Here is a 21,469-nt window from a genome sequence, read left to right as displayed (position 1 = left end):
GTCCACACCGGACTCATCCCCACACGGAGGTCGAAAGTGGCATCGCTCAGTCGTCGCAACCTGCTCATCGCCGGCGCGGTCGGAGCCGCGGGCGCCACGGTGGGAGCCGTCCCGGCCGCCGCGGCCCCCGGACGGGCCCCGGGCATCGCCGCCGTACCCCCGACGAACCAGGCGCCCCCGGCGGCCGGCCAGCCCTTCGCCCCGAACTGGTTCCCCGACGACGTCGCGGTCTGGTCGCCCGAAACCGACACCGACGCCCGGTTCAACCGGAGCACCACCCCGCTGACCAGCCGGATCGTCGACCGGCACACCACGGCCAACGCCGAGGCCCGCAAGCGCCGGATCCTCGCGCTGTCGGTGTTCGCCAACACCGACGGCAACCCCTCGCAGGGCGGCGCGCAGTTCGACTACTACACGAGCGAGTTCTGGCAGTACATCGACAGCCTGGTGTTCTGGGGCGGCTCGGCCAGCGAGGGCCTGATCCTCGCCCCGAACCCGACCGTCACCGACGCTGCGCACCGCAACGGCGTGCCCGTGCACGGCACCGTCTTCTTCCCTCCGAACGTCTACGGCGGCAACCTCGACTGGGTCCGGCAGTTCCTCCGCCGGGACGCGCTCGGCAGGTTCCCGGTCGCCGACGGGCTCGCGCGGATCAGCAGGTACTTCGGCTTCGAGGGCTGGTTCATCAACCAGGAGACCACCGGGGCCGACCCGGCGCTCGCCGAGGAGATGCGCCTCTTCGTCGTGGCATTGAAGGCCAAGACCTCGGTCATCTGGTACGACGCCATGGACACCACCGGCGCCGTCGGCTGGCGGGGCCGGCTCGACGAGCTGAACGCCCCGTACTTCGCCACGGCCGACACCATGTTCGTCGACTTCCGCTGGGACTACCCGGACCTGCCCTCGTCGGCGACCTACGCGCGGGGCATGGGCCGCGACCCCGGCCAGCTGTTCTGCGGGGTGGACACCGGCTGGCGGCAGTTCAAGGTGCAGCTCGACTTCGACGCGGTGTTCCCCGCCGACGACCCCAACGGCCTGTCCATCGGGCTGTACCGGCCGGACTTCACCCTGACCAGCACCGACGACAAGTCGGCGTACGAGGCCCGCGAGCAGCGGTTCTGGGTCGGCGCGGACGGCGACCCGTCGACGTCGACCGCCGACGCCGACGGCTGGAGGGGGGTCTCCTCGAAGGTGGCGGAGGCGGCGGTGGTGACCCGGGCCCCGTTCTCGACGACGTTCAACACCGGGCACGGCCGGCTGTGGGCGTCGGACGGCCGGGTGTGGCAGCGGGGCGAGTGGAACAACCTGACGGCCCAGGACGTGCTGCCAACCTGGCGCTGGCTGGTGACCGGCTCGGCGCTGACCGCCGGGTACGACTACGAGAAGGTGTGGGAGGGCGGTTCCTCCCTCCGACTGGCCGGCGTCCTGGGCGCCCCGACCCGGGTGGACCTGTACGCGACCCGGGTCCGCCTCACCGCCGGCAACCGGATCTCGCTGACGGCGACATCGGCCCCGGCGGCCGGCGGCCAGGCTGCGGGCGGCACGGCGGGCAGCGGCGCGGCCCCGGGTGACGCGGCCGACGCCGCGGCGGCTCGCGGCGGGGTCCGGATCAGCGCGTTGGTCCGGTTCCTCGACGCCCCCGACACCGACGTCGAGGTCCCCCTGGGCCAGTTCGGTGACCGGTGGACCACCCGGGAGGCCGGTTTGTCCCGCTTCCACGGCCGTACCCTGATCCGGATCGGGTTGCGGATCAGCGGCACCCAGGGCGACACCGCCATCCACATCGGCCGGTTGGCCCTGGAGGAGGCCGGCGACTGCGAGCCCCGCCCGGTGCGCGGCGTCCGGGTCGACGGCAACCGGATCACCTGGTCCGGCGGCGCGGGCGCCTACGACGTGCTGGCCGTGGACCGGCACGGCGCGCGCACCTGGCTGGGCCGGACCACCACGACGGCGTTCTACGCCCCGACCATCCCCACCGGCGCCAAGATCGAAGTTCTGGCGCTATAACTCCGGGCGTGCCGGCTGCGGAACGTCGCGGCCGGCATGCCAGGATGGGTTGCCGTGGGAGACTCGACAGTGGCTGGCCGGTTCTACGCCGACCTGCATATCCATTCGAAGTACTCCCGTGCCTGCAGCAAGGACTGCGACCTCGAGAACCTGTCGTGGTACGCGCGCAGGAAGGGCATCGGCCTCGTCGGCACCGGAGATTTCACCCACCCGGCGTGGTACGCGCATCTGCGGGAGAATCTGGTCGAAGCCGAGCCCGGGCTCTATGTCCTGCGGGCCGACGTCGCGAGCGGGGTCAACCAGAGACTGCCGAGGATTCTCCGCGGACAGACCCGGTTCATGTTGTCCGTGGAGATCTCGACGATCTACAAGCGAGGCGACAAGACTCGCAAAGTACACCATCTTATTTATCTTCCCGATCTTGATGCCGTCGCGCGGTTCAACACCGCGCTGGGCCGGATCGGCAATCTCGGTTCCGACGGCCGGCCGATCATCGGACTGGACTCCCGCGACCTGTTGGAGATCGTGCTCCAGGCCAGCCCGGACGGCTATCTCGTCCCCGCGCACATCTGGACGCCGTGGTTCTCGGCGCTGGGTTCCAAGTCCGGTTTCGACGCGATCGCTGACTGTTATCTTGACCTCGCGGACTATATTTTCGCCGTGGAAACCGGCCTCTCCAGCGACCCCGAGATGAACTCTCGCGTGTCTTCGCTGGACCGGTACACGATGATGAGCAATTCCGACGCGCATTCCCCGCCGATGCTCGGCCGCGAGGCGACGGCCTTCTCCACTCCTTTCGACTATTTCGCCATTCGCGACGCCCTGCGCACCAGGTCGGGCTACGAGGGCACGCTGGAGTTCTTCCCCGAGGAGGGGAAATACCACGCCGACGGCCACCGCAACTGCGACGTGGTGCTCAGCCCCAGCGAGACCATCAAGCTCGGCGGGAAGTGCCCGGTGTGCGGCAAACCGGTGACCGTGGGCGTGCTGAGCCGAATCGAGGCGCTCGCCGACCGGCCGGCGACCCCGTCCCCCGCCGCGACCAGCATCATCCCGCTGCCGGAGATCCTCGGCGAGCTCAACGGGGTCGGCCCGAAGACGAAGACCGTCGCCACGAAGATCGACGCGCTGGTCAACGAGCTGGGCCCCGAGTTCGAGATCCTGACCGGCACCCCGATCGAGGATGTCGCGAAGGTCGGCGGCGAGCTGCTCGGCGAGGCCATCGACCGGCTGCGGCGCGGCGACGTGCGCCGCGAGTCCGGCTACGACGGGGAGTACGGCGCGATCCGGCTCTTCGACCCCGCGGAGCTGCGCGCCGAGGCGACCCTGTTCGACGGCCTGTTCGAGAAGGTCCCGGCCCCGAAGAAGCCGAAGAAGCCCAAGGTCGTCGTCGAGCCGGAGTTCGACTACGACCTGGAGCCGCGCCCCGAGCCCCGCGACCTGCCGGCGCCCTCCCCCCACGAGCCGATGGAGCCCGTCCTGCTCGGCATGGAGGAGGTCGGCACCGGGCTGCTCGACCGGCTCGACGCGATGCAGCGGGTGGCCGCCTCGGCGTCCTCCGGGGCGATGCTGATCGTGGCCGGGCCGGGCACCGGCAAGACCCGCACCCTGACCCACCGGATCGCGTATCTGGTGGCGGAGCTGGGCGTGGCCCCCTCGTCCTGCCTGGCGATCACGTTCACCCGGCGGGCGGCCGGCGAGCTGGCCGAGCGGCTGCACGCGCTGCTCCCCGACCGGGCCGCCGAGCTCGACGTCGGCACGTTCCACAGCCTCGGGATGGGCATCCTCCGCGAGCACCACGACCGGTTCGGGCTGCCGGCCGACTTCCAGGTCACCTCCGAGGAGGACGTGCCCGACGGCTTCGTCAGCATGGACGACCTGATCAACCTGCCGGTCCAGCTGCTGTCGGCGGACCCGGTGCTGGCGGACAGATACCAGGCGCGCTGGCCGTGGATCTTCGTGGACGAGTACCAGGACGTGGACGAGGCGCAGTACAAGCTGTTGACGCTGCTGTGCCCGCCCGACGGCAACCTGTACGCGATCGGCGACCCCGACCAGGCCATCTACGCCTTCCGGGGCGCGGACGTGAAGTACTTCCTCCGGTTCGCCGAGGACTTCCCCCAGGCCCGCACGGTCCGCCTGACCCGCAACTACCGCTCGGCCGCCCCGATCCTGGCGGCGGCCGTGCAGGCCATCGCGCCCGGCTCGCTCGTGCAGGGCCGGATCCTGGAGCCGGCCCGCCGCGACCCGGACCCGACGCTGGTCGGGCTCTACTCGGCGTCGAGCGAGGCCGACGAGGCCGACCACGTGGTCCGCACGATCGAGGAGCTGGTCGGCGGGTCCTCGCACCACGCGATCGACTCGGGCCGGGCATCGGGGAACACCACGCTGGAGGTCGGTTTCGCCGACATCGCCGTCCTCTACCGCACGGACGCACAGGCCAAGCCCCTGCTCGCGGCCTTGGAGCGTGCCGGCATCCCGGTGCAGAAGCGCTCGCACAACCGGCTCACGGACCGGGCCGGCGTCCGGGCCATCGCCCGCGAGCTGCCGTTCCTGACCGGCACCGTGGCCGCCAGGATCCGGGCCGCCGCCGCGGGGCTCACCTCCGGCACCCTCGCCGGGGCCGGGCTGGAGGCCGCCGACGTGCACACGGCCGTCGAGCTGCTGGCCCCGCTGGCCCGGCGCTGCGGGGACGATCTGGACCAACTGCTCACCGAGCTGCGGACCGGGGCGGAGGTCGACGCCCTCGACCCCCGCGCCGATCAGGTGACGCTGCTCACCCTGCACGCGGCGAAGGGCCTGGAATTCCCGGTCGTGTTCATGGTCGGCTGCGAGAACGGCCTGCTCCCGCTGCGGTTCCCGGGTCAGGAATCCGACGAGGCCGAGGAGCGACGGCTCTTCTTCGTAGGATTGACCAGGGCACAGGACCGCCTGTATCTGTCACATGCGGCCCGGCGGTTTCGGCACGGGGCTGAACGGGAGCTGCCGCCCAGTCCGTTCCTGTCAGCGATCGATGCGTCACTCCTGGCCCGACGGGGAGCCGGAGTTTCCCGCCGAAAACCCCGCGACCAGCAGTTGCGGCTGCTCTAGACCCCTCAAGGAGAACCATGTCGAACTACGGGCCGCCGCCCGGGGATCCCGGGCATCAGCAGCCGTACGGTCCGCCGCCCCCGCCGAACGACCCGTACGCCGCGCCTCCCACGTCGCCGTACGGCCCGGGTGCCCCCCAGCAGCCGCCGACGTACGGCCCCGGCGCGCAGGGCGGCTACGGCCCGCCCCCGCCGAGCGACCCGTACGGCCCGCCGCAGCCGCCGCAGAACGACCCGTACGGCCAGCCGTCGCAGGACCCGTACCGCCAGCCACCGCAGCAGAACGACCCCTACGCCGCCCCGCAGCCGCCGCCGAACTACGGCCAGCAGCCCCAGCAGCCGAGCTACGGCCAGCCCTACGGCCAGCCGCAGTACGAGCCGACCCAGCCGTACGCCGGCCAGCCGATGTCCGGTCCGCCCATGTCCGGTCCACCGATGTCGGGTCCGCCGATGTCCGGTCCGCCCATGCAGCAGCCGGGCTGGAGCGACCCGCAGCCGTGGACCCAGGCCGCCCCGCCGAAGAAGAGCAGGACCGGCCTGGTCGTCGGCATCATCGTGCTGGTGTTCGTGCTGCTCCTGGCCTGCGGCCTCGGTGGGTACCTCGTGCTGAAGAACAACGACAAGAAGAAGGACCCGACCCCGACGCCCACCCCGTCGGCGAGTTCCTACTCCCCGTCGCCCTCGCCGTCCCCGACCGTGTCGAAGACCCCGGACAAGACGACGGCGCTGCGGGCGATCACGCCGGGCAAGTGCATCAAGAACGCCGGCACCGACGACTCCCCGGACATCTCGATCGTGACCTGCGGCGCGGGCACGTACGAGGTGCTGAAGAACGTCCCCGGCAAGGCCGACGCCAAGGCGTGTGACGGGGTGGCCGGCTACACGACGAGCTACACCAGCAAGAACACGGTGTACGAGTCGCTGAGCTTCACCCTCTGCCTGAAGTCCCGCACGTCGTAGCCACGGAGAAGCGGGTCCGCTCCAGCGGACCCGCTTCTTTGTGCGTGGCGATATCTAGGGTTTTTGCTAGATGCCTTTAGAGCGGCCTAGCGGTAGACCAGGCCCGACAGCCGCCACGCCAGCATCCGCCGGAAGGCCGGGATCGTGGCCAGCCCCCTGATCAGCAGGTTCCGCAGCGGCCGGAGCGCGCGCGGCACCGTGGCCACCCGGGTCATCCGGTCGGTGAAGGCCACGACCTGCTCGGCGACCGGTCGGCGACTCGCCGTGTACCCGTCGAGCACCGACTCCGGGGCCCCGCCCAGCACGGCCACCAGCGCCCCGGCCAGCCGCACCGCGTCCTGGATGCCGGTGTTCATGCCCTGCCCGCCGGCCGGGCTGTGCACGTGCGCGGCGTCCCCGGCGAGCAGCACCCGGCCCGACCGGTAGCTGTCGGCGACCCGGTGGTGCACCCGGAACCGCGAGCCCCAGGCGATCTCCTCCACGACCATCCGGTGGTCGCGCCGCCCCCGCGCGTCGAGGAGCCCCTGGATGTAGGCCACGTCCGGGTGCTCCGGCGCGTCGTCCACCGTGGCCACCACCCGCACCGTGCCGTTGGGCAGCGGCGCGGTCACGAGAATGCCGTCCCGGGAGAAGTAGAGCCCGGCCTCGGCAGCCGGCATCTCGCCCCGCAGCCGCACGTCGGCGAGCGAGAACGAGTCGGCGTACGTGCCGCCGGTGAACCCGATCCCCGCCTGCTCGCGGACCGTGCTGTGCATCCCGTCGGCCCCGACGATGTAACGCGCCCGGATCTCCGTCCCGTCGTCGAGGGTGGCCGCGCCGGTCTCCGCGTCGAGGGTGACCAGCGCCCTGGGCCGCAGCACGGTCCCGCCGAGCGCCGTGAACCGCGCCAACAGGATCTCCTCGGTCTGGAACTGCGGAATGAACACCATCTGCGGGTACTTCGTCGGCAGCCCACCGAACCGCACCTCCACCAGCACGGTGTCGCGGTCCCGCAGCACGAACCGGTCGGAGTGCAGCCCGGCGGCGACGATCTCCTCGGCGACCCCGAGCTCGTCGAGGACCTCCAGGGTGCGGGAGTGCACGACACCAGCCCGGGAGGTGTTGGCGCCCTCGGCCAGCCGGTCGATGACGGTGACGTCGACGCCGCGCTGGGCGAGCATGCCGGCGAGGGTGAGGCCGGTCGGTCCTGCGCCGACCACGAGTACGTCTGTGCTGAGCATCGGGGGCTCCCTGGAAAGTCAACGGCTGTTGACTTGAAAGGTAGGCGTACCCGTCGAGGTTGTCAACGCTTGTTGGCCTACGGATGTTGACCTATGGTGGACGCCATGACTGACACCGGCCCGGACCAGCCCGCCCGCCGCTCCGACCGCACCCGGGCCGCGATCCTCACCGCGGCCCGGGAACGCTTCGCGGCCGACGGCTACGAGAAGGCCACCATCCGGTCCATCGCCGCCGACGCCGACATCGACCCGGCCATGGTGATGCGCTACTACGGCAACAAGGAGGGCCTGTTCGCCGCGGCGGCCCAACTCGACCTCCGCCTCCCCGACCTGCGCGCCCTCGACCGGCCCGAGATCGGCGCGACCCTCGCCGGCCACCTCTTCGACCGCTGGGAGCACGACGACGCCCTGGTCGCGATGCTCCGCGCCGGGGTCACCAACCCCGAGGTCCTCGACCGGCTCCGTGAGATCTTCGCCAGCCAGGTCGGCTCGGCCGTCGCGGCCGTGTGCCCCGACGACGCCCCGACCCGGGCCGGCCTCGTCGCCACCCAGGCCCTGGGCCTGGCCCTGTGCCGGTACGTGCTGAAACTCCCGCCGGTCGTCGCCCTCACACGCGAGGCTGCCGTCACCTGGCTCGGCCCGACCTTCCAGCGCTACATCACGGAGTAGCGAGCCCGAGCCCACGGCCGAACACGGCCCGTCCGCCCGGTAGAACGCGGCCCGTCCGCGCGATCCAACGTGGCCTGTCCGCGCGGGCCAAGGCGGCACCGCCGCGCGGGCCGGCGCGGCACCTCCGCGCCGGCTAACGTGGCCGGCATGCGCACCGACGACTGGCTGGCCGACACCCGCACCTCCTACGACACCGTGGCCACCAGCTACGCCGACCTGCTGCGCGACGCCCTCGCGACCGCCCCCGACGACCAGGCGGAACTGGCCCGGTTCGCCGACATGGTGCTCGCCGCAGGCGGCGGCCCGGTGGCCGACATCGGCTGCGGTCCCGGCCGGTTCACCCGCCACCTGCGCGACCTGGGCCTCGACGCCTCAGGGATCGACCTGTCACCCGGCATGATCGAGGTGGCCCGGCGCGAACATCCGGGCATCCGGTTCGAGGTGGGCTCCATGACGGACCTCGACCTCCCCGACTCCTCCGTCGCCGGCATCCTCGCCTGGTTCTCGCTCATCCACGTCCCCGACGCCGAGGTCCCGACGGTCTTCGCACACTTCCACCGGGCCCTGCGCCCCGACGGCGTCCTCATGCTGGGCTTCTTCACCGGCGACGAGACCCGGCTGAAGACGGAGGGCTACGGCGGCCACCCGATGAAGGTGCACGTCCACCGCCGCCGCGCTGCCGTCGTGGCGTCCTGGCTCGAAGCGGCCGGCTTCACGGTCGTGACCGAACTCCACCGCGTCGAAGGCAGATCCGCCGGAGCAACCATCTTCGCCCGCCGAAACCCCACCACCTGATGGTCAGGCCGGGGTCTGGCGGAGGTAGCGGCCGAAGTGGGGAACCGTGAACGCCACCGTGCCGCGTTCGCCCGAATAGATCAACCCCTTCTTGATCAGGGCGTCCCGCGCCGGGGACAGGCTCGCCGGCTTCCGCCCGAGGCTCCGCGCGATCTCCGCCGTCGGCACCGCCTCGACGTCCCCCAGCTCCGCCATCGTGCGCATGTACTCCCGCTCGGCCGGCGTCGCCCGGTCATACCTCGACCCGAAGAACCCCACGGCCAGTTCCGCCTCCGCCTCCGGGCCGGCCATCCGCACGTCGTCGGCCGTGATCGGGCTGCGCGGGGCGTGGTCCCACACCGACTTGCCGTACGCCTGGATGAAGTAGGGGTAGCCACCCGAGCGTTCGTACAACTCGATCAGGGCTTTCTCGTCGAACTCCACGTTCTCCCGGCGCGCCGGCAGCGTCAGCGCCAGGTCGGCGGACTCGCGCCCGAGCCGGTCGATCCGCAGGTACCGGAACAGCCGCTCCGAGTAGGACTTGCTCGCCGACAGCACCGCCGGCAGGTGCGGCAGGCCGGCGCCGACGACGATCAGGGGCGCGCCGGTCTGGGACAGCTCGTGGCACGCCGCGCACAGCGCCGACACGTCCACGGCCGGCAGGTCCTGGAGTTCGTCGATGAAGACGGCGATTCCGGTGCCCACCTCCGTGGCGACCCCGGCCGCGGCGGTGAACAGTTCGACCAGGTCGATCTCGATGTCCCCGGAGTCGGCCCGGCCCGGGGTGTGCGGCACGTCGATGCCCGGGGACCAGCGGTCCTTGAGCTTGGTGTCGGCGGCGTTGACCTTCAGCGCGAAGGATTTCAGCACCCCGAGGAACTCGTCGATCCGGGCCGGTGACGGGTGCCGGGGCGCGAGTTCGCGGACGGCCATGTGCAGGGCGGCGGTCAGTGGCCGGCGGAGGGACTGGTCGGGGCGGGCCTCCAACTTGCCCGTGCCCCAGTGGGCGGCGATCGCCTGGCTGCGCAGGGTGTTCAGCAGCACGGTCTTGCCGACGCCGCGCAGGCCGGTGAGGATCAGGCTGCGTTCCGGCCGGCCCCTGGCGACCCGTTCGAGGACGATCTCGAAGGCGTCGAGTTCGCGGTCCCGGCCGGCCAGCTCCGGGGGGCGCTGGCCGGCGCCGGGCGCGTACGGATTCCGGATCGGCTCCATCCTCGGAGAGTATCCAGCTGTCTAGCGACAGGGGTAGAACCCGCTAGAAGATGTCACACGGCCCAGCCGACGGCCTCGCACCAGAACCGGGCGACGAACGCCCCCGGATCCTCGCCCCACGCCCGCCACGCGTCCTGGAACTCCGCCATCTCCGCCGCCGTGGCCCAGCCCCCGGCCACGGCCTTCTCCACCGCCGTCGGATAGCCCAGCGTCGAGGCCGTGAACGTGCCGATGCCCGCGACCTCCTCGGCCGTGCCGTGGTGCGTGACCCGCGCGTACCCCTCGCAGCGTTCGAAGCCGGCTTCGGCCAGCAACGACCGCAGTCGCTTGCCCACATACGGGTCGCTGTTGGCGCGCAACTTGCGCATGACGTCGTAGGAGCGCTCGATCACGGGACCTTTCGGGTACAGCAGCTCGCCGTCCCAGTCCGCGTCGATCACCCCGATCACCGCGCCGGGCCGGGCCACCCTGCGGGCCTCGCGGAGCACGGCGAGGGGGTCCGGGACGTGTTGCAGCAGCGCGCTGGCGAAGATCGCGTCGAAGCTGGCGTCCGGGAACGGCAGGTCGTGCACGTCGCCGGTGACCAGGGTGATGTCGTGTTCGCCGTCGGGCAGGCCGGGGTCCAGATCGATCCCGGTTGTCGGGCCGGGGGCGACGGCCGCGGCGAGGCCGACGGTGATCGAGCCGGGGCCGCAGCCCAGGTCGAGCAGCGCCATCCCGGGCCGCAGGTGCGGGAGGAGGAACGCGGCGTGCGTGTCGGCGGTGCGGCGGGCGAAGTTGGCGCGCCGGTTGCGGAAGCTCTCCTGCTGGGTTTTTTCCATGGGCCGGACATTCGCACGCTTCAGTGGATGACCGCCATCTATTTTGCCTTTAAGGGCAATTAACCCATTCTTCGGTACCGTCGGTGAACGTCTGCCGCTTCCAGATCGGCAACCGCGCCTTGACCTCGTCCACCAGCCGCGCGCACGCCTCGAACGCCGCGCCCCGGTGCGCGGTGCACACGGCGGCCACCAGGGCCACGTCGCCGATCTCCAGCGGACCGATCCGGTGGCTGACCGCGACCGCGTACACGGCCGGGTCGGCGGCCAGTTCGGCGGCGACCTCGGCGAGGATCGCGGCGGCGGTCGGGTGGCCCTCGTACTCCAGGGACGTCACCTGGCGGCCGTGGTCGTGGTCGCGCACCACGCCGCGGAAGGTCACGACGGCCCCGCCCCGGGAGTCGGCCACGAACTTCTCGTGCGCGGCGACGTCCAGCGGCTCAGAGGTGACCTCGGTGTGGATCATGCGAGCTCTCCCGGGTACAGCGGCAGGGGTGCCAGCTCCACGACCGTACCCGCCGTGCCGTGCGCGCCCGGCGGGATCACGGCGAAACCGACGGCCCGGGCCAGCCCGCGCAGCATCGACGAGCCGGCGTGCGGCAGCGCGTGCGCCAGCCCGTCGGCGTCGAGCCGGACCAGGGCCAGGTGCGTGTAGTCGCCCCGCCCCGGAATGTCCGATCCGAGGGTGACCCTGGGCAGGTCCGCGCGCCGGCCGGTCAGCCCGGCGAGCAGCGGGGCGACGAGCGAGACCAGCGCGACGACCGCCGACTGCGGATTGCCGGGCAGGCCGCCGAGGAACTTCCCCCCGGGCAGCCTGGCCAGCAGCATCGGGAACCCCGGCCGCACCTTGGCGGTGTTCACCACGTACTCCGCGCCGAGCGCCGCCAGCGCCGGGTGCAGGTGGTCCACCGGCCCGTGCATCGTGCCGCCCGTCGTGCACACCAGGTCAGCCCTGGTCAGGGCCGCCTCGATCGCGGCGATGTGCGCCTCCAGGGTGTCCTTGACCGGGGGCTCGACCGGGGCGACCTCGCAGCCGTACCGCGCGAGCCACGCCGGCAGCTGCGGCCCCAGCGCGTCGCGGACCCGGCCGGCGCCCGGCAGCCCCTCGGTGAGCAGCTCGTCGCCGAAGACCAGCAGCTCGGCGCGCAACGGACGGCGGACGGCGAGCGCGTGGTACCCGCAGGACGCCGCGAGCCCGATCACGCCGGGCGTCACCGGGGTACCGGCCGACAGCAACTCCTCGCCCCGCGCCGCCTCCTCGCCGACGTCCCGCCAGTCGCGCATGGCCCGCGCCTCGCCCCGGACCCCGTCCGGACCGGTGCTCGACTCCTCGATCCGGACGATCGCCGTCACCCCGCCCGGCACCGAGGCCCCGGTCGCGATCTCGACGCACGTGCCGTCCTCGTCCAGCGGCCCCGGGTCGTCCCCGGCCAGCACCCGGCCCACGACCCGCCACGGCTGCGCGCCCCGCCCGGCCCATCCGTCCACACTGGACGTCGGGAACGCCGGCAGGTCCGTCAACGTCACGAGGGGCTCGGCCAGGGTACGACCGTCGGCCAGCCCCAGCGGCACGGTCTCGGTCACCGGCGGGACGGCCGCCCCGGCGGCGTGGCAGGCGGCACGCGCCTCGGCCCAGGTCAACATCAGTGGTCGCCTCCGCTCAACTGCGACACCGCGTGCGCCAGCAGCGGACCCAGCACCGCCAGGCCGTCGCGGGCGCCCCCGGTCGAGCCGGGCAGGTTCACCACCAGCGTACGACCGGCCACCCCGGCCAGGCCCCTCGACAGCGCGGCCGTGGGCACCTTCGCGTACGCCCGGATGGCCTCGGCGATCCCCGGCACCTGGTAGTCCAGCAGGGGGCGGGTCTCGTCCGGGGTGCGGTCGGTGGGGGTGATACCCGTGCCGCCGCTGGTCAGGATCACGTCCGCGTGGTCGAACACCGCGGCGCGGATCGCCTCGCCGACCGCGGCGCCGTCGGGGACCACGACCGGGACGTCGACCTCGAAGCCGAGCGCGCGCAGGCCGGTGACCAGGATGGGGCCGGAGGTGTCCTCGTAGACCCCGGCGGCGGCCCGGTTGGACGCGACGATCACGACGGCTCTCACGAGCGCACCCACTCGCCGGTCTTGCCGCCCAGCTTGCGGGTCACCCGTACCCCGTCAAGAGAGGCCGCCGGGTCCACGGCCTTGATCATGTCGATCAGGGCGAGCCCGGCGGCGGCCACGGCCGTCAGGGCCTCCATCTCGACCCCGGTCCGGTCGGCGGTCCTGGTGGTCACCGAGATCTCCACCCGGTCCACGCCCGGCGTCAGGTCGACCGTGACGCCGTGCAGCGCGATCGGATGGCAGAGCGGAATGATGTCCGGCGTCTTCTTCGCGCCCATGATGCCCGCCAACCGGGCCACGGCCAGCGCGTCGCCCTTCGGCAGCCCGCCCGACTGGAGCAGGCCGATCACCTCGGTCGTCGTCACCACGGCGCCGACGGCGGTGGCGCTGCGCGCGGTCACGTCCTTCGCCGAGACGTCCACCATCCGGGCGGCCCCGGCGGCGTCGACGTGCGTCAACCCTCGTTCGCTGCTCGCGCTCATGCCGCCCATTCTGCCCGTTCGTGATCGAGCGGATAGGTTGGGCCCGTGGCTGCGCACTGGATGAGACGGGCGAACCGGGCAGGTGGCGGCGTCGCCGTCGACCTCGGGCTCTACGTGCTGTCGGCGGGTTTCGCCTGGCTCACCGCCAGCTCGAACCTGCCGGCGCACAGACCGTGGGGGGCGATCGCCGCCATCGGGTACGCCGTCGCCGCGCTCGCGGCCCTCGTCCAGTTGATCACCCGGAGCCGGGGCGGGCGGGGAGCCGTCGTCCTCGGCACCTGGGGCGCGGTGTGCCTGCTCCCGCTGCTGTACGAGGCCGCCCAGCGGGCCGGCGGGCACGTCGACCGGGCCCAGGAGGAGGTGCTGGTCGTCGAGACCTCCGGCATCCGGATGCTGGAGACCGGCAGCCCGTTCCTGAGCCGGGCGGACATCGCGGCCCTCCCCGAGCCCCTGCTGGGCTACACGCCGTACCAGCCGGCGATGGCGGTGTTCGGGCTGCCGCGAGCGGTGCTGGGCACGCACTGGTACACCGATGCGCGGGTGTTCTTCGCTCTGGTCACAGGGCTGTGCCTGTATCTGGCGCTCCGGACCGACCCGCCCGCTGCGGTGCCGCGCACGGGAGCGGTGATCGGGCGGGTGCGTGCGCTGCAGGCGCTCACCGTGCTGCCCGTCGCCGCGTTGACTCTCGCGACCGGCGGCGACGACCTGCCGGTGCTCGCGTTGACGCTGCTCGGGCTCGCCTACCTCGCCCGGGGCCGGGACACCGCCACCGGCGTCACCCTCGGCATCGCGGCGTCCCTCAAACTCTTCGCCTGGCCGGTCGCGGCCGTCGTCCTGATCGCCCGGCTGCTCACCCTGCGGTCCGATGCGCCGGGCACCGGCCGGAGCACTCCGACGGGCGGCGCGGACACCGACATGGGCGGCTCGGACGCCGGCCGTGGCCTCGTGCGGCTCGCCGTCCCGATGCTCGCCATCCCGGTCGTGACCGCGCTCCCGGCGCTGCTCGTCAACCCGGCGGCCTTCGTCGAGAACGTGCTGAAGTTCCCCCTGGGCCACGGCCTGGTCAAGAGCCCGGCGGCGAGCCCGCTGCCGGGACACCTGATCACTGAGAACGTGCCCGGTGGCCGGTACATCGCCCTCGGCCTGCTCGGGCTCGCGGCCCTCGCGCTCGGCTGGTGGCTGCTCCGCCGGCCACCACGCACGGCGGCGGCCGCAGCCGCGGTGTGCGCCACCGGACTGCTGACCGCCATGATGCTGATGCCCGCGACCCGGTTCGGCTACTTGCTCTACCCGGCCGCGTACGCGCTGTGGATCCCGTTCCTGGGCTCCCTCGGTCCTGTGAGGGAGCCCGACCCCGTCTAGTTAGACGGCGTTGTACGGGTTCTGGTTCGCGTCCCCGTAGTGCACGGTGTCGAAGTTGCCGTCGTAGTTCGAGTCGGTGGTGGTGTTCCACTGACCGTCCTCGTCGGAGTCCGTCTTCACCGAGTCGTACTTCTCGTCCAGGTTGTTGTCGTCGTAGACGGTGTCGACCCGGCCGTTGTAGTTGTTATCGGCCACCACGTGGTCGAACGTGCCGTCCTCATTGGTGTCGACGCCCGCGAGGTCGGTGTTCCCGTCGTGGTTGCGGTCGGCCACCTCGTGGTCCTGCCAACCGTTGTGGTTGGTGTCCCCGGTGTGCGTCTCGAACGAACCGTCGAAGTTGTTGTCGTACTCCGCCGACTCGATCAGCCCGTCGCCGTCGTGGTCGTGACCCACGAAGTCGGTGTGCCCATCGTGGTTCTGGTCGACCAGGATGTTGTACCCACCAGAGCCGTCCGACTCGATGGTGTGTGCATCCCAGGTGCCGTCGCCGTCAGCGTCAACAGTGGTGTCGTAGCCGTCGCTCATGGTGAGTAGTCCTAACTAGTTGTTGGCGAAGGGGTTCGGCGAGTGACCGGCGAGCGGGTTGGTCTCCACGTCACCGTAGTGCACCGTGTCGTAGGTGCCATCGAAGTTCGTGTCCGTCGTCGTTACGTTGGCCTGACCGTCCTGGTCGTAGTCCTTCGCGTCGAAGTCGGCGTTGCCGTCGTAGTTGGTGTCCAGGGTGCTGTGGTCCACGACGCCGTCGTAGTTGTCGTCGGCGTAGACGGCGTCGACGCGCTGGTCGTCGTTGCGGTCCAGCGAGTTGGTGTCGAAGCGGCCGTCGTGGTTGCGGTCACCCAGCTGCTGGTCGGCGTCGCCGTCGTCGTCGCGGTCGATCGTCGCGGTGTCGAGGTCGTGGCCGGCGCCGTACTGGTGGGTGTAGCCGACCTCGTCGTTGCCGTCGCCGTCCAGGTCGGTGCCCGCGTAGTTGGCGAATCCGTCGTGGTCGGTGTCCACGACCGTCTCGGTGTGACCGTCGCTGTAGTCGGCGGTGATGCCGTTGTCGGCCGAGCCGTCGTGGTCGAAGTCGAACTCGCTCATTTTTCGCTCCTTGCGGGGTGGCTGTGTGTCACCACGATACGAAAGCGGAACAAGTTTTAGCTCCCGGGTTCGTGCCACCCCCAACAGGTACCGTTGCCTGATGCAGATCACCTGTCCGAAGTGCCACGCCGAGATGCGTCAGTACGAGCGCAGTGGCATCGTCATCGACCAGTGCACCGAGTGCCGCGGCGTGTTCCTCGACCGTGGTGAGCTGGAGAAAATCATCCAGGGCGAGGGCGCGTCCAGCAGCCGCAGCTCCCAGCCCCAGGGCTCGCACGCCCCGCCGCCGCCCCCGCCGCCACCGGCCGCGTACCCGGCCCAGCCGCACCAGCCGCAGCCCGGCTACGGCTACCCGCCGCCCCCGCCCCCGCCCCCGCCCCCGGTCTACGGACAGCCCGCCTACGGCCACGGGCACGTCAGCCACGGCCACGGCCACGTGAGCCACGGGTACCGGCACGGCCACCACGGCTACCGGCACGGGCACTACCGCCGCAAGGGTTTCCTGCACGACCTGTTCGACTAACGGTTACCGAGAGTCGTCGAGGGGGCTCCCAGGAGCCCCCTCGCTCGCGTGCCGCCGGGGCCGTGCGGGGCGACGGCGAGGTCCCGGTACCGGAAAAGGGATCCTGAGATCGACGCCGGGGAGCGGCGCAGCACCTCGGGCACGGGCTCGGCGACGTAGACGGCGCGGGTTCGGCTAGACGATCGCCATGTCCACGAACTGCGACAGGTGCAGCTGCGCCGCCACGGTGATCGTGTCCGTCGGCCCGTTACGGTGCTTCGCCACGATGAAGTCCGCCTCGCCCGCGCGCGGCGACTCCTTGTCGTAGTAGTCGTCACGGTGCAACAGGATCACGACGTCGGCGTCCTGCTCGATCGAGCCGGACTCACGCAGGTCGGACAGCTGCGGTCGCTTGTCCGTCCGCTGCTCGGGACCACGGTTCAGCTGACAGGCCGCGATCACCGGGCACTGGATCTCCTTGGCCAGCAGCTTCAGCCCACGGGAGATCTCCGCGACCTCCTGCTGGCGGCTCTCGGTCTTCTTCGGCGAGCTCATCAGCTGCAGGTAGTCGACGCAGACCAGCTTGAGGTCGTTGCGCTGCTTCAACCGGCGGGCCTTGGCCCGGATCTCCATCAGCGTCATGTTGGGCGTGTCGTCCACGAACAGCGGGGCCTCGCTGATCTCGCCCATCCGGCGGGCCAGCTTCGTCCAGTCGTCGTCGGACAGCTGCCCGGACCGCAGCACGTGCAACGGCACCCGCGCCTCGGCCGACAACAGACGCATCACGATCTCGATCTTGCTCATTTCCAGGCTGAACAACGCACTGGCCAGCCCGTGCTTCAATGACGCAGATCGGGCGAAATCCATTGCAATGGTCGATTTACCCAAACCGGGCCTACCGGCCACAATGACCAGTTGGCCCGGGTGCAGCCCGCCGAGGAGCCGGTCGAGATCCGTGAAACCCGTCGGCACCCCCGTCATCGCCCCACCGGCGGCCCCGATCGCCTCGATCTCGTCCAACGTCGGCTGGAGCAGATCGCTGAGGACCGAGTAGTCCTCGCTGACCCGCTTCTCCGTCACGTCGTAGATCGCCTGCTGGGCGAGGTCCACCACGTCGTCGACGTCCCGGCCGGCACCGGCCCCGGCGCCGTACCCGAGTTGGACCACGCGGGTGCCGGCCTCGACCAGGCGGCGGAGGATGGCGCGCTCGGCGACGATCCGCGCGTAGTAGGAGGCGTTGGCGGCCGTCGGGACCATGTTGACGAGCGTGTGCAGGTACGGCACGCCGCCGACCCTGCCGATCTCGCCGGCGTCGGTGAGCGCGGCGGCCACCGTGATCGGGTCGGCGGGCTCGCCCCGGCCGTACAGGTCGAGGATCGTGTCGAAGATGGTCGCGTGGACCGGCTTGTAGAAGTCGGGCAGGCGGAGGATCTCGACGACGTCGGCGATGGCGTCCTTGCTCAGCAGCATGCCGCCCAGGACGCACTGCTCGGCGGCCACGTCCTGCGGCGGGGTGCGGTCGTAGCCGGCGCCGTCGTAGGTGTTCATCGGTGGTGCGTCGATGGGCTTCACGTTGTCCGATATGGCCACACCGTCCCCCTCACCTGCGGCTATGCACGAGTGTTCGCCGCTGCGCCCCCCGATGGGCGCCGACGCGCCGGGAGCATTCGTCTGACACTAGGAACCCGCAGCCCCACAGCCAAATCTGCCTGTGGATAACTCTGTGGATAACCTGTGGATAAGTGGCCTCTGGCGGTGCATAACCTGTGGACAGCCTGTGCACAACTTCTGTGGATAACTTGTCCACAGGCCTCTGAACTGGGAAAACAATCCCCACAGCCTGTGGACGAAAGATAGTCCGGCGTGTCGCGATCTACGGCGTGTCGGAACTCGGCGCAGAACCGCCCGAACGGCGGATGGATACAGGTCACGGAATGAGGAATAATGCCGGACGTGGACAAAGGCATCGGAACCTGGGACGGCCCTCGACACCGGGACCCCGCCTCCGCCGAACGCAGGGTGCTACCAGCCATGATGGCCACGGCCGGATGGTATCTGGTGCCGGCCTTCCTCTTCGTGCTGTGGTTCCTGTTCTTCTCCCGGACGTCGACCGGCGCCGGCATTCACCTCAAGCCGGCCGTGGTCCTCACAGCCGTCGGCCTGGGGCTGGTCCTCGCGGTCCCGCTGCGGATGATGACCCGGGGCTGGCAGGCGATGACGGTGGGCTTCGCGGCCTCGGTGATCAGCGCGGGCCTCACCACGATCCTGTTCACGGGCGTCGGCACCACCTGAGCCCGGCACGATCAGAGCCCGGCACGACCTGAGCCCCGGCGCGGCATCCTGCCCCGGCTCGGGACCGGCACCACCTGGGTCCCGAAACGCCAGCTCAACACCACGAACACCATCCGGTTACGGCGGTCCCCGACCCTGTTCTCGCGGCCCAGCCCAGCGTGGCCACTCCCGGGCGCACAACGCGGAGCGGCGGCCCACCCCTGAGGGATGAGCCGCCGCTTCGCGTGGAACTACTTGGCGACAGCCACCTTGACGGTGAACTTGGCCGTGACCTCCGGGTGCAGCTTGACCTGCACCTGGTGGTCACCGAGCGCCTTGATGGCGTTCTTCAGCTCGACGCGACGACGGTCCAGGATCGGACCGCCGGCGGCCTTGACCGCGTCGACGATCTCGGCGGCCGTGATCGAGCCGAACAGCCGGCCACCGTTGCCGGCACGGGCCGCGAGGCCGTACGTGCGCGACTCGAGGGCGGCCTTGATCTCGTTGGCGTGCCCGAGGTCGCGGACCTCGCGAGCCGCGCGGGCCCGCTTGATCGTGACGACCTGCTTCTCGGCACCCTTGGTCCAGCCGATGGCGAGGCCCTGGGGGAGAAGGTAGTTACGGCCGTAGCCGTCCTTCACCTCGAGGACGTCGCCGGGAGCACCGAGGTTCGAAACTTCCTGAGTCAGGATGATCTTCATGTCGGCCCTCCTTAGCGGGACTGCGCGGTGTACGGCAGCAGGGCCATCTCCCGCGCGTTCTTGATAGCGCGGGCGACCTGCCGCTGCTGCTGGCTGCTCACCCCGGTGACCCGGCGGGCACGGATCTTGCCCCGGTCGGAGATGAACTTGCGCAGGAGCGCCGTGTCCTTGTAATCGATGTAGGTGATGCCCTCCTTGTCGAGAGGGTTCACCTTCTTCTTCGGCTTGCGGGTGGACGGAGGCTTAGCCATGGTCCATAACTCCTTTTAGAACTCGGCTCGTCGCTGCCGCACTGGGACCGACGTCGGACGTCGGAGCCGGTGCTGGCTTAGAACGGGGGCTCGTCGCTGAACGAAGATGAGCCCGATCCCTGACCGCCACTGCTGGAGCCGCCGGCCGGAGCCGCGGAGGCCCACGGGTCGTCGTTGGCGAAACCGCCACCGCCGCCCGAGTTGCCACCGGAGGCGCCGAAGCCGCCACCACCACCGCCTGAGCCGCGGGACATCTTCTGAATCTTCGCTGTCGCGTACTTCAGCGAGGGTCCGACTTCCTCGACGTCCAGCTCGTACACCGTGCGCTTTTCGCCCTCACGGGTCTCGTACGAGCGCTGCTTGAGACGACCCTGCACGATCACCCGTGTGCCACGGGTCAGCGTCTCGGCGACGTTTTCGGCCGCCTGACGCCAGATCACGCAGGAGAGGAACAGCGCTTCGCCGTCCTTCCACTGGTTCGTCTCACGATCCATCACCCGGGGTGTCGAGGCGATGCGGAATTTCGCGACCGCTGCGCCCGACGGGGTGAATCGAAGCTCCGGGTCGTCGACCATGTTGCCGACGACCGTGATGATGGTCTCTCCTGCCACGGCTACTCCTTGTGTGTGGAGACCAGAGTCGCACCTGGGTACGACAGGACCGGGCGCCACGCGGTCGACCGACCGCGCGACAGAACTACCTAGCGGGTCTCCGGCCGGATCACCTTGGTACGGAGGATGGCCTCGTTGAGGCTGAGCTGACGGTCCAGCTCAACGACAGCGGCGGGCTCGGCCTGCACGTCGATGACGGCGTAGATGCCTTCGGTCTTCTTGTTCATCTCGTACGCGAGGCGACGGCGGCCCCAGACGTCGACCTTCTCAACGGATCCGCCAGAAGTGCGGATCACGTTCAGGTAGGTGTCGAGCGACGGAGCAACGGTGCGCTCCTCGAGCTCCGAGTCAAGAATTACCATGATCTCGTAGTGACGCAAGACGTACTCACCCCCTATGGACTAGGCGGTCGCAGACTCTCTGCGACAGGGGTCTTTGCGTGGTTCACGTTGCGAGCACACGGGCAGGTGCCCGGTATTGACAGGTGAACTCGGTAACGATACAGCCGCGGGGCGCCCAATCCACTTCCGGGGTGGGACCTGGGGAGGAACGACCACACCTACGAGGTGGGTTTCGAGCGCCCCGCGGGGCCTTTTCCTACCTGTTACGTGACAGTCGTCCGTACCGTGCGCTGCGCGCCGATCGCGCGGACAGCCGCGGCTGAGACTCCGATCACGCACACGGTGGCCACCATGGCCAGCAGGCTCGACGCCCGTCCCGGCACCTGACCGGCCGCGACGGGCTCGATCGCCGGCTGCTCGATCGGCCCGGAGGCCGAGGAGGTCGCCGTGCTCGGGGTCGGCTCGACCAGCGTCGGCGAGACGGCGGCGCCGGGAGCCTCGACGGCGGCCGACGGGACCGGCTCGGGGGCCGGGGGACGCGGGTTCGGTCGGCTCGGGCCGCTGTGGGGCGCGGGGGGCGCAGGTGCGGCGGGGGCCGAAGTCTGGGCGGGGGCCTCCGGGCCGCCCTCGGGCGACGGGGTCGGCTCCACCTGGATGGTGACCTTCTCGTACGACGGGAGCAGCCCGAGACCGCACGCCGGCTCCATCAGCGCCTCTGCGGGGCCGCTGGCGATCTGGAGCTCCAGGTACGTACCCGGATTGAGGGTGTAGCGGGCGCCACCCGGCAGGACCAGGTCGGCTCTGATCCGCAGCGCGTTGATGAAACGGACCGAGGTCATCTCGGTGACCGTGAGTTCGGGGACGCTGGGGCGGGAGTGTGCTCCGACGCCCAGCAGGCCGCACCCGCCGGAGAACGTGACAGTGGGCGAGTCCGCGAACGCAGTGCCGGCTCCGAGCACGGCGCACGCCGCCCCGAGGAGGCCAGCGGTGGCGAGAGCTTGCAGGCGACGCACA

Annotated in this window: 23 protein-coding genes; 8 read left to right on the top strand and 15 right to left on the bottom strand. The window is 70.8% G+C overall.

What is annotated here, in order from left to right:
• The first annotated feature begins 36 nt into the window (after window positions 1-36).
• The 3 genes from IW245_RS28995 to IW245_RS41825 are packed head-to-tail and all read left to right on the top strand — an operon-like array spanning window position 37 to window position 6,056.
• Window positions 37-2,007 (top strand): endo-beta-N-acetylglucosaminidase, encoded by a 1,971-nt coding sequence (locus IW245_RS28995; RefSeq protein WP_197006314.1) that lies wholly within the window; start codon window positions 37-39, stop codon window positions 2,005-2,007.
• A gap of 36 nt (window positions 2,008-2,043) precedes the next feature.
• Window positions 2,044-5,097: a UvrD-helicase domain-containing protein gene (locus IW245_RS28990; protein WP_197006313.1), complete on the top strand. Its 3,054-nt coding sequence runs from the start codon at window positions 2,044-2,046 to the stop codon at window positions 5,095-5,097.
• A 17-nt stretch (window positions 5,098-5,114) separates the two neighbouring features.
• On the top strand, window positions 5,115-6,056 hold the full coding sequence (locus tag IW245_RS41825; RefSeq protein WP_197006312.1) for an LppU/SCO3897 family protein: 942 nt from the start codon (window positions 5,115-5,117) through the stop codon (window positions 6,054-6,056).
• A gap of 86 nt (window positions 6,057-6,142) precedes the next feature.
• Here IW245_RS41825 and IW245_RS28980 read toward each other — a convergent pair whose 3' ends face one another.
• Window positions 6,143-7,276: an FAD-dependent oxidoreductase gene (locus IW245_RS28980; protein ID WP_197006311.1), complete on the bottom strand. Its 1,134-nt coding sequence runs from the start codon at window positions 7,274-7,276 to the stop codon at window positions 6,143-6,145.
• A 105-nt stretch (window positions 7,277-7,381) separates the two neighbouring features.
• On the opposite strand from IW245_RS28980, the gene IW245_RS28975 reads away from it, so the two are divergent.
• Window positions 7,382-7,945 (top strand): TetR/AcrR family transcriptional regulator, encoded by a 564-nt coding sequence (locus tag IW245_RS28975; RefSeq protein WP_197006310.1) that lies wholly within the window; start codon window positions 7,382-7,384, stop codon window positions 7,943-7,945.
• Between the two features lie 147 nt (window positions 7,946-8,092).
• Complete coding sequence (locus tag IW245_RS28970; protein WP_197006309.1) at window positions 8,093-8,740, top strand: class I SAM-dependent DNA methyltransferase; 648 nt, start codon at window positions 8,093-8,095, stop codon at window positions 8,738-8,740.
• A gap of 3 nt (window positions 8,741-8,743) precedes the next feature.
• Here the strand turns inward: IW245_RS28970 and IW245_RS28965 are convergent, their stop codons facing one another.
• From IW245_RS28965 to moaC, 6 genes are read right to left on the bottom strand one after another with little or no spacing between them, the layout of a single operon-like run.
• Window positions 8,744-9,931 (bottom strand): ATP-binding protein, encoded by a 1,188-nt coding sequence (locus IW245_RS28965; protein WP_197006308.1) that lies wholly within the window; start codon window positions 9,929-9,931, stop codon window positions 8,744-8,746.
• Between the two features lie 53 nt (window positions 9,932-9,984).
• Window positions 9,985-10,752 (bottom strand): methyltransferase domain-containing protein, encoded by a 768-nt coding sequence (locus IW245_RS28960; RefSeq protein ID WP_197006307.1) that lies wholly within the window; start codon window positions 10,750-10,752, stop codon window positions 9,985-9,987.
• A gap of 49 nt (window positions 10,753-10,801) precedes the next feature.
• Complete coding sequence (locus tag IW245_RS28955) at window positions 10,802-11,215, bottom strand: molybdenum cofactor biosynthesis protein MoaE (protein ID WP_197006306.1); 414 nt, start codon at window positions 11,213-11,215, stop codon at window positions 10,802-10,804.
• Window positions 11,212-12,393, bottom strand: coding sequence for a molybdopterin molybdotransferase MoeA (locus tag IW245_RS28950; protein ID WP_197006305.1), 1,182 nt, complete (start codon window positions 12,391-12,393; stop codon window positions 11,212-11,214). The genes IW245_RS28955 and IW245_RS28950 overlap by 4 nt, the downstream gene beginning before the upstream one ends.
• Complete coding sequence (locus tag IW245_RS28945) at window positions 12,393-12,866, bottom strand: MogA/MoaB family molybdenum cofactor biosynthesis protein (RefSeq protein ID WP_197006304.1); 474 nt, start codon at window positions 12,864-12,866, stop codon at window positions 12,393-12,395. Before IW245_RS28945 ends, IW245_RS28950 begins: the two co-directional genes overlap by 1 nt.
• On the bottom strand, window positions 12,851-13,336 hold the full coding sequence (gene moaC / locus IW245_RS28940) for a cyclic pyranopterin monophosphate synthase MoaC (protein WP_197006303.1): 486 nt from the start codon (window positions 13,334-13,336) through the stop codon (window positions 12,851-12,853). Before moaC ends, IW245_RS28945 begins: the two co-directional genes overlap by 16 nt.
• Before the next feature lie 60 nt (window positions 13,337-13,396).
• Here moaC and IW245_RS28935 point away from each other — a divergent pair, with 60 nt between their 5' ends.
• Window positions 13,397-14,698, top strand: coding sequence for a glycosyltransferase family 87 protein (locus tag IW245_RS28935; RefSeq protein WP_197006302.1), 1,302 nt, complete (start codon window positions 13,397-13,399; stop codon window positions 14,696-14,698).
• Here the strand turns inward: IW245_RS28935 and IW245_RS28930 are convergent, their stop codons facing one another.
• Both IW245_RS28930 and IW245_RS28925 read right to left on the bottom strand, forming a co-directional pair.
• Window positions 14,699-15,223: a hypothetical protein gene (locus IW245_RS28930; protein WP_197006301.1), complete on the bottom strand. Its 525-nt coding sequence runs from the start codon at window positions 15,221-15,223 to the stop codon at window positions 14,699-14,701. It lies immediately after the preceding gene.
• A 15-nt stretch (window positions 15,224-15,238) separates the two neighbouring features.
• Window positions 15,239-15,778: a hypothetical protein gene (locus IW245_RS28925; RefSeq protein ID WP_197006300.1), complete on the bottom strand. Its 540-nt coding sequence runs from the start codon at window positions 15,776-15,778 to the stop codon at window positions 15,239-15,241.
• Between the two features lie 97 nt (window positions 15,779-15,875).
• Here IW245_RS28925 and IW245_RS28920 point away from each other — a divergent pair, with 97 nt between their 5' ends.
• A complete protein-coding gene (locus tag IW245_RS28920) occupies window positions 15,876-16,301 on the top strand; it encodes a TFIIB-type zinc ribbon-containing protein (protein ID WP_197008734.1) in 426 nt (141 codons plus the stop codon).
• A gap of 174 nt (window positions 16,302-16,475) precedes the next feature.
• Here IW245_RS28920 and dnaB read toward each other — a convergent pair whose 3' ends face one another.
• Window positions 16,476-17,828, bottom strand: a complete 1,353-nt coding sequence (gene dnaB / locus IW245_RS28915; protein ID WP_197008733.1) for a replicative DNA helicase — start codon at window positions 17,826-17,828, stop codon at window positions 16,476-16,478.
• A 405-nt stretch (window positions 17,829-18,233) separates the two neighbouring features.
• On the opposite strand from dnaB, the gene IW245_RS28910 reads away from it, so the two are divergent.
• A complete protein-coding gene (locus tag IW245_RS28910) occupies window positions 18,234-18,572 on the top strand; it encodes a hypothetical protein (protein WP_197006299.1) in 339 nt (112 codons plus the stop codon).
• Window positions 18,573-18,802: 230 nt separating this feature from the next.
• Here IW245_RS28910 and rplI read toward each other — a convergent pair whose 3' ends face one another.
• The 5 genes from rplI to IW245_RS28885 form a co-directional block, all read right to left on the bottom strand.
• The gene (gene rplI / locus IW245_RS28905) at window positions 18,803-19,252 is read right to left on the bottom strand and encodes a 50S ribosomal protein L9 (RefSeq protein WP_197006298.1); all 450 of its coding nucleotides are present in this window, start codon (window positions 19,250-19,252) and stop codon (window positions 18,803-18,805) included.
• Between the two features lie 11 nt (window positions 19,253-19,263).
• Window positions 19,264-19,503 (bottom strand): 30S ribosomal protein S18, encoded by a 240-nt coding sequence (rpsR, locus tag IW245_RS28900; RefSeq protein ID WP_197006297.1) that lies wholly within the window; start codon window positions 19,501-19,503, stop codon window positions 19,264-19,266.
• A 77-nt stretch (window positions 19,504-19,580) separates the two neighbouring features.
• A complete protein-coding gene (locus tag IW245_RS28895; RefSeq protein ID WP_197006296.1) occupies window positions 19,581-20,114 on the bottom strand; it encodes a single-stranded DNA-binding protein in 534 nt (177 codons plus the stop codon).
• 89 nt (window positions 20,115-20,203) lie between these two features.
• Window positions 20,204-20,494 (bottom strand): 30S ribosomal protein S6, encoded by a 291-nt coding sequence (rpsF, locus tag IW245_RS28890; RefSeq protein ID WP_197006295.1) that lies wholly within the window; start codon window positions 20,492-20,494, stop codon window positions 20,204-20,206.
• A gap of 224 nt (window positions 20,495-20,718) precedes the next feature.
• A complete protein-coding gene (locus tag IW245_RS28885) occupies window positions 20,719-21,468 on the bottom strand; it encodes a hypothetical protein (RefSeq protein ID WP_197006294.1) in 750 nt (249 codons plus the stop codon).
• Window position 21,469 lies beyond the last annotated feature (1 nt).

This window comes from Longispora fulva (genome assembly GCF_015751905.1).
GTDB classification, from domain to species: domain Bacteria; phylum Actinomycetota; class Actinomycetes; order Mycobacteriales; family Micromonosporaceae; genus Longispora; species Longispora fulva.
Note: the sequence above shows the minus strand (reverse complement) of the source record. Positions and strands in the feature narration are given on the sequence as shown.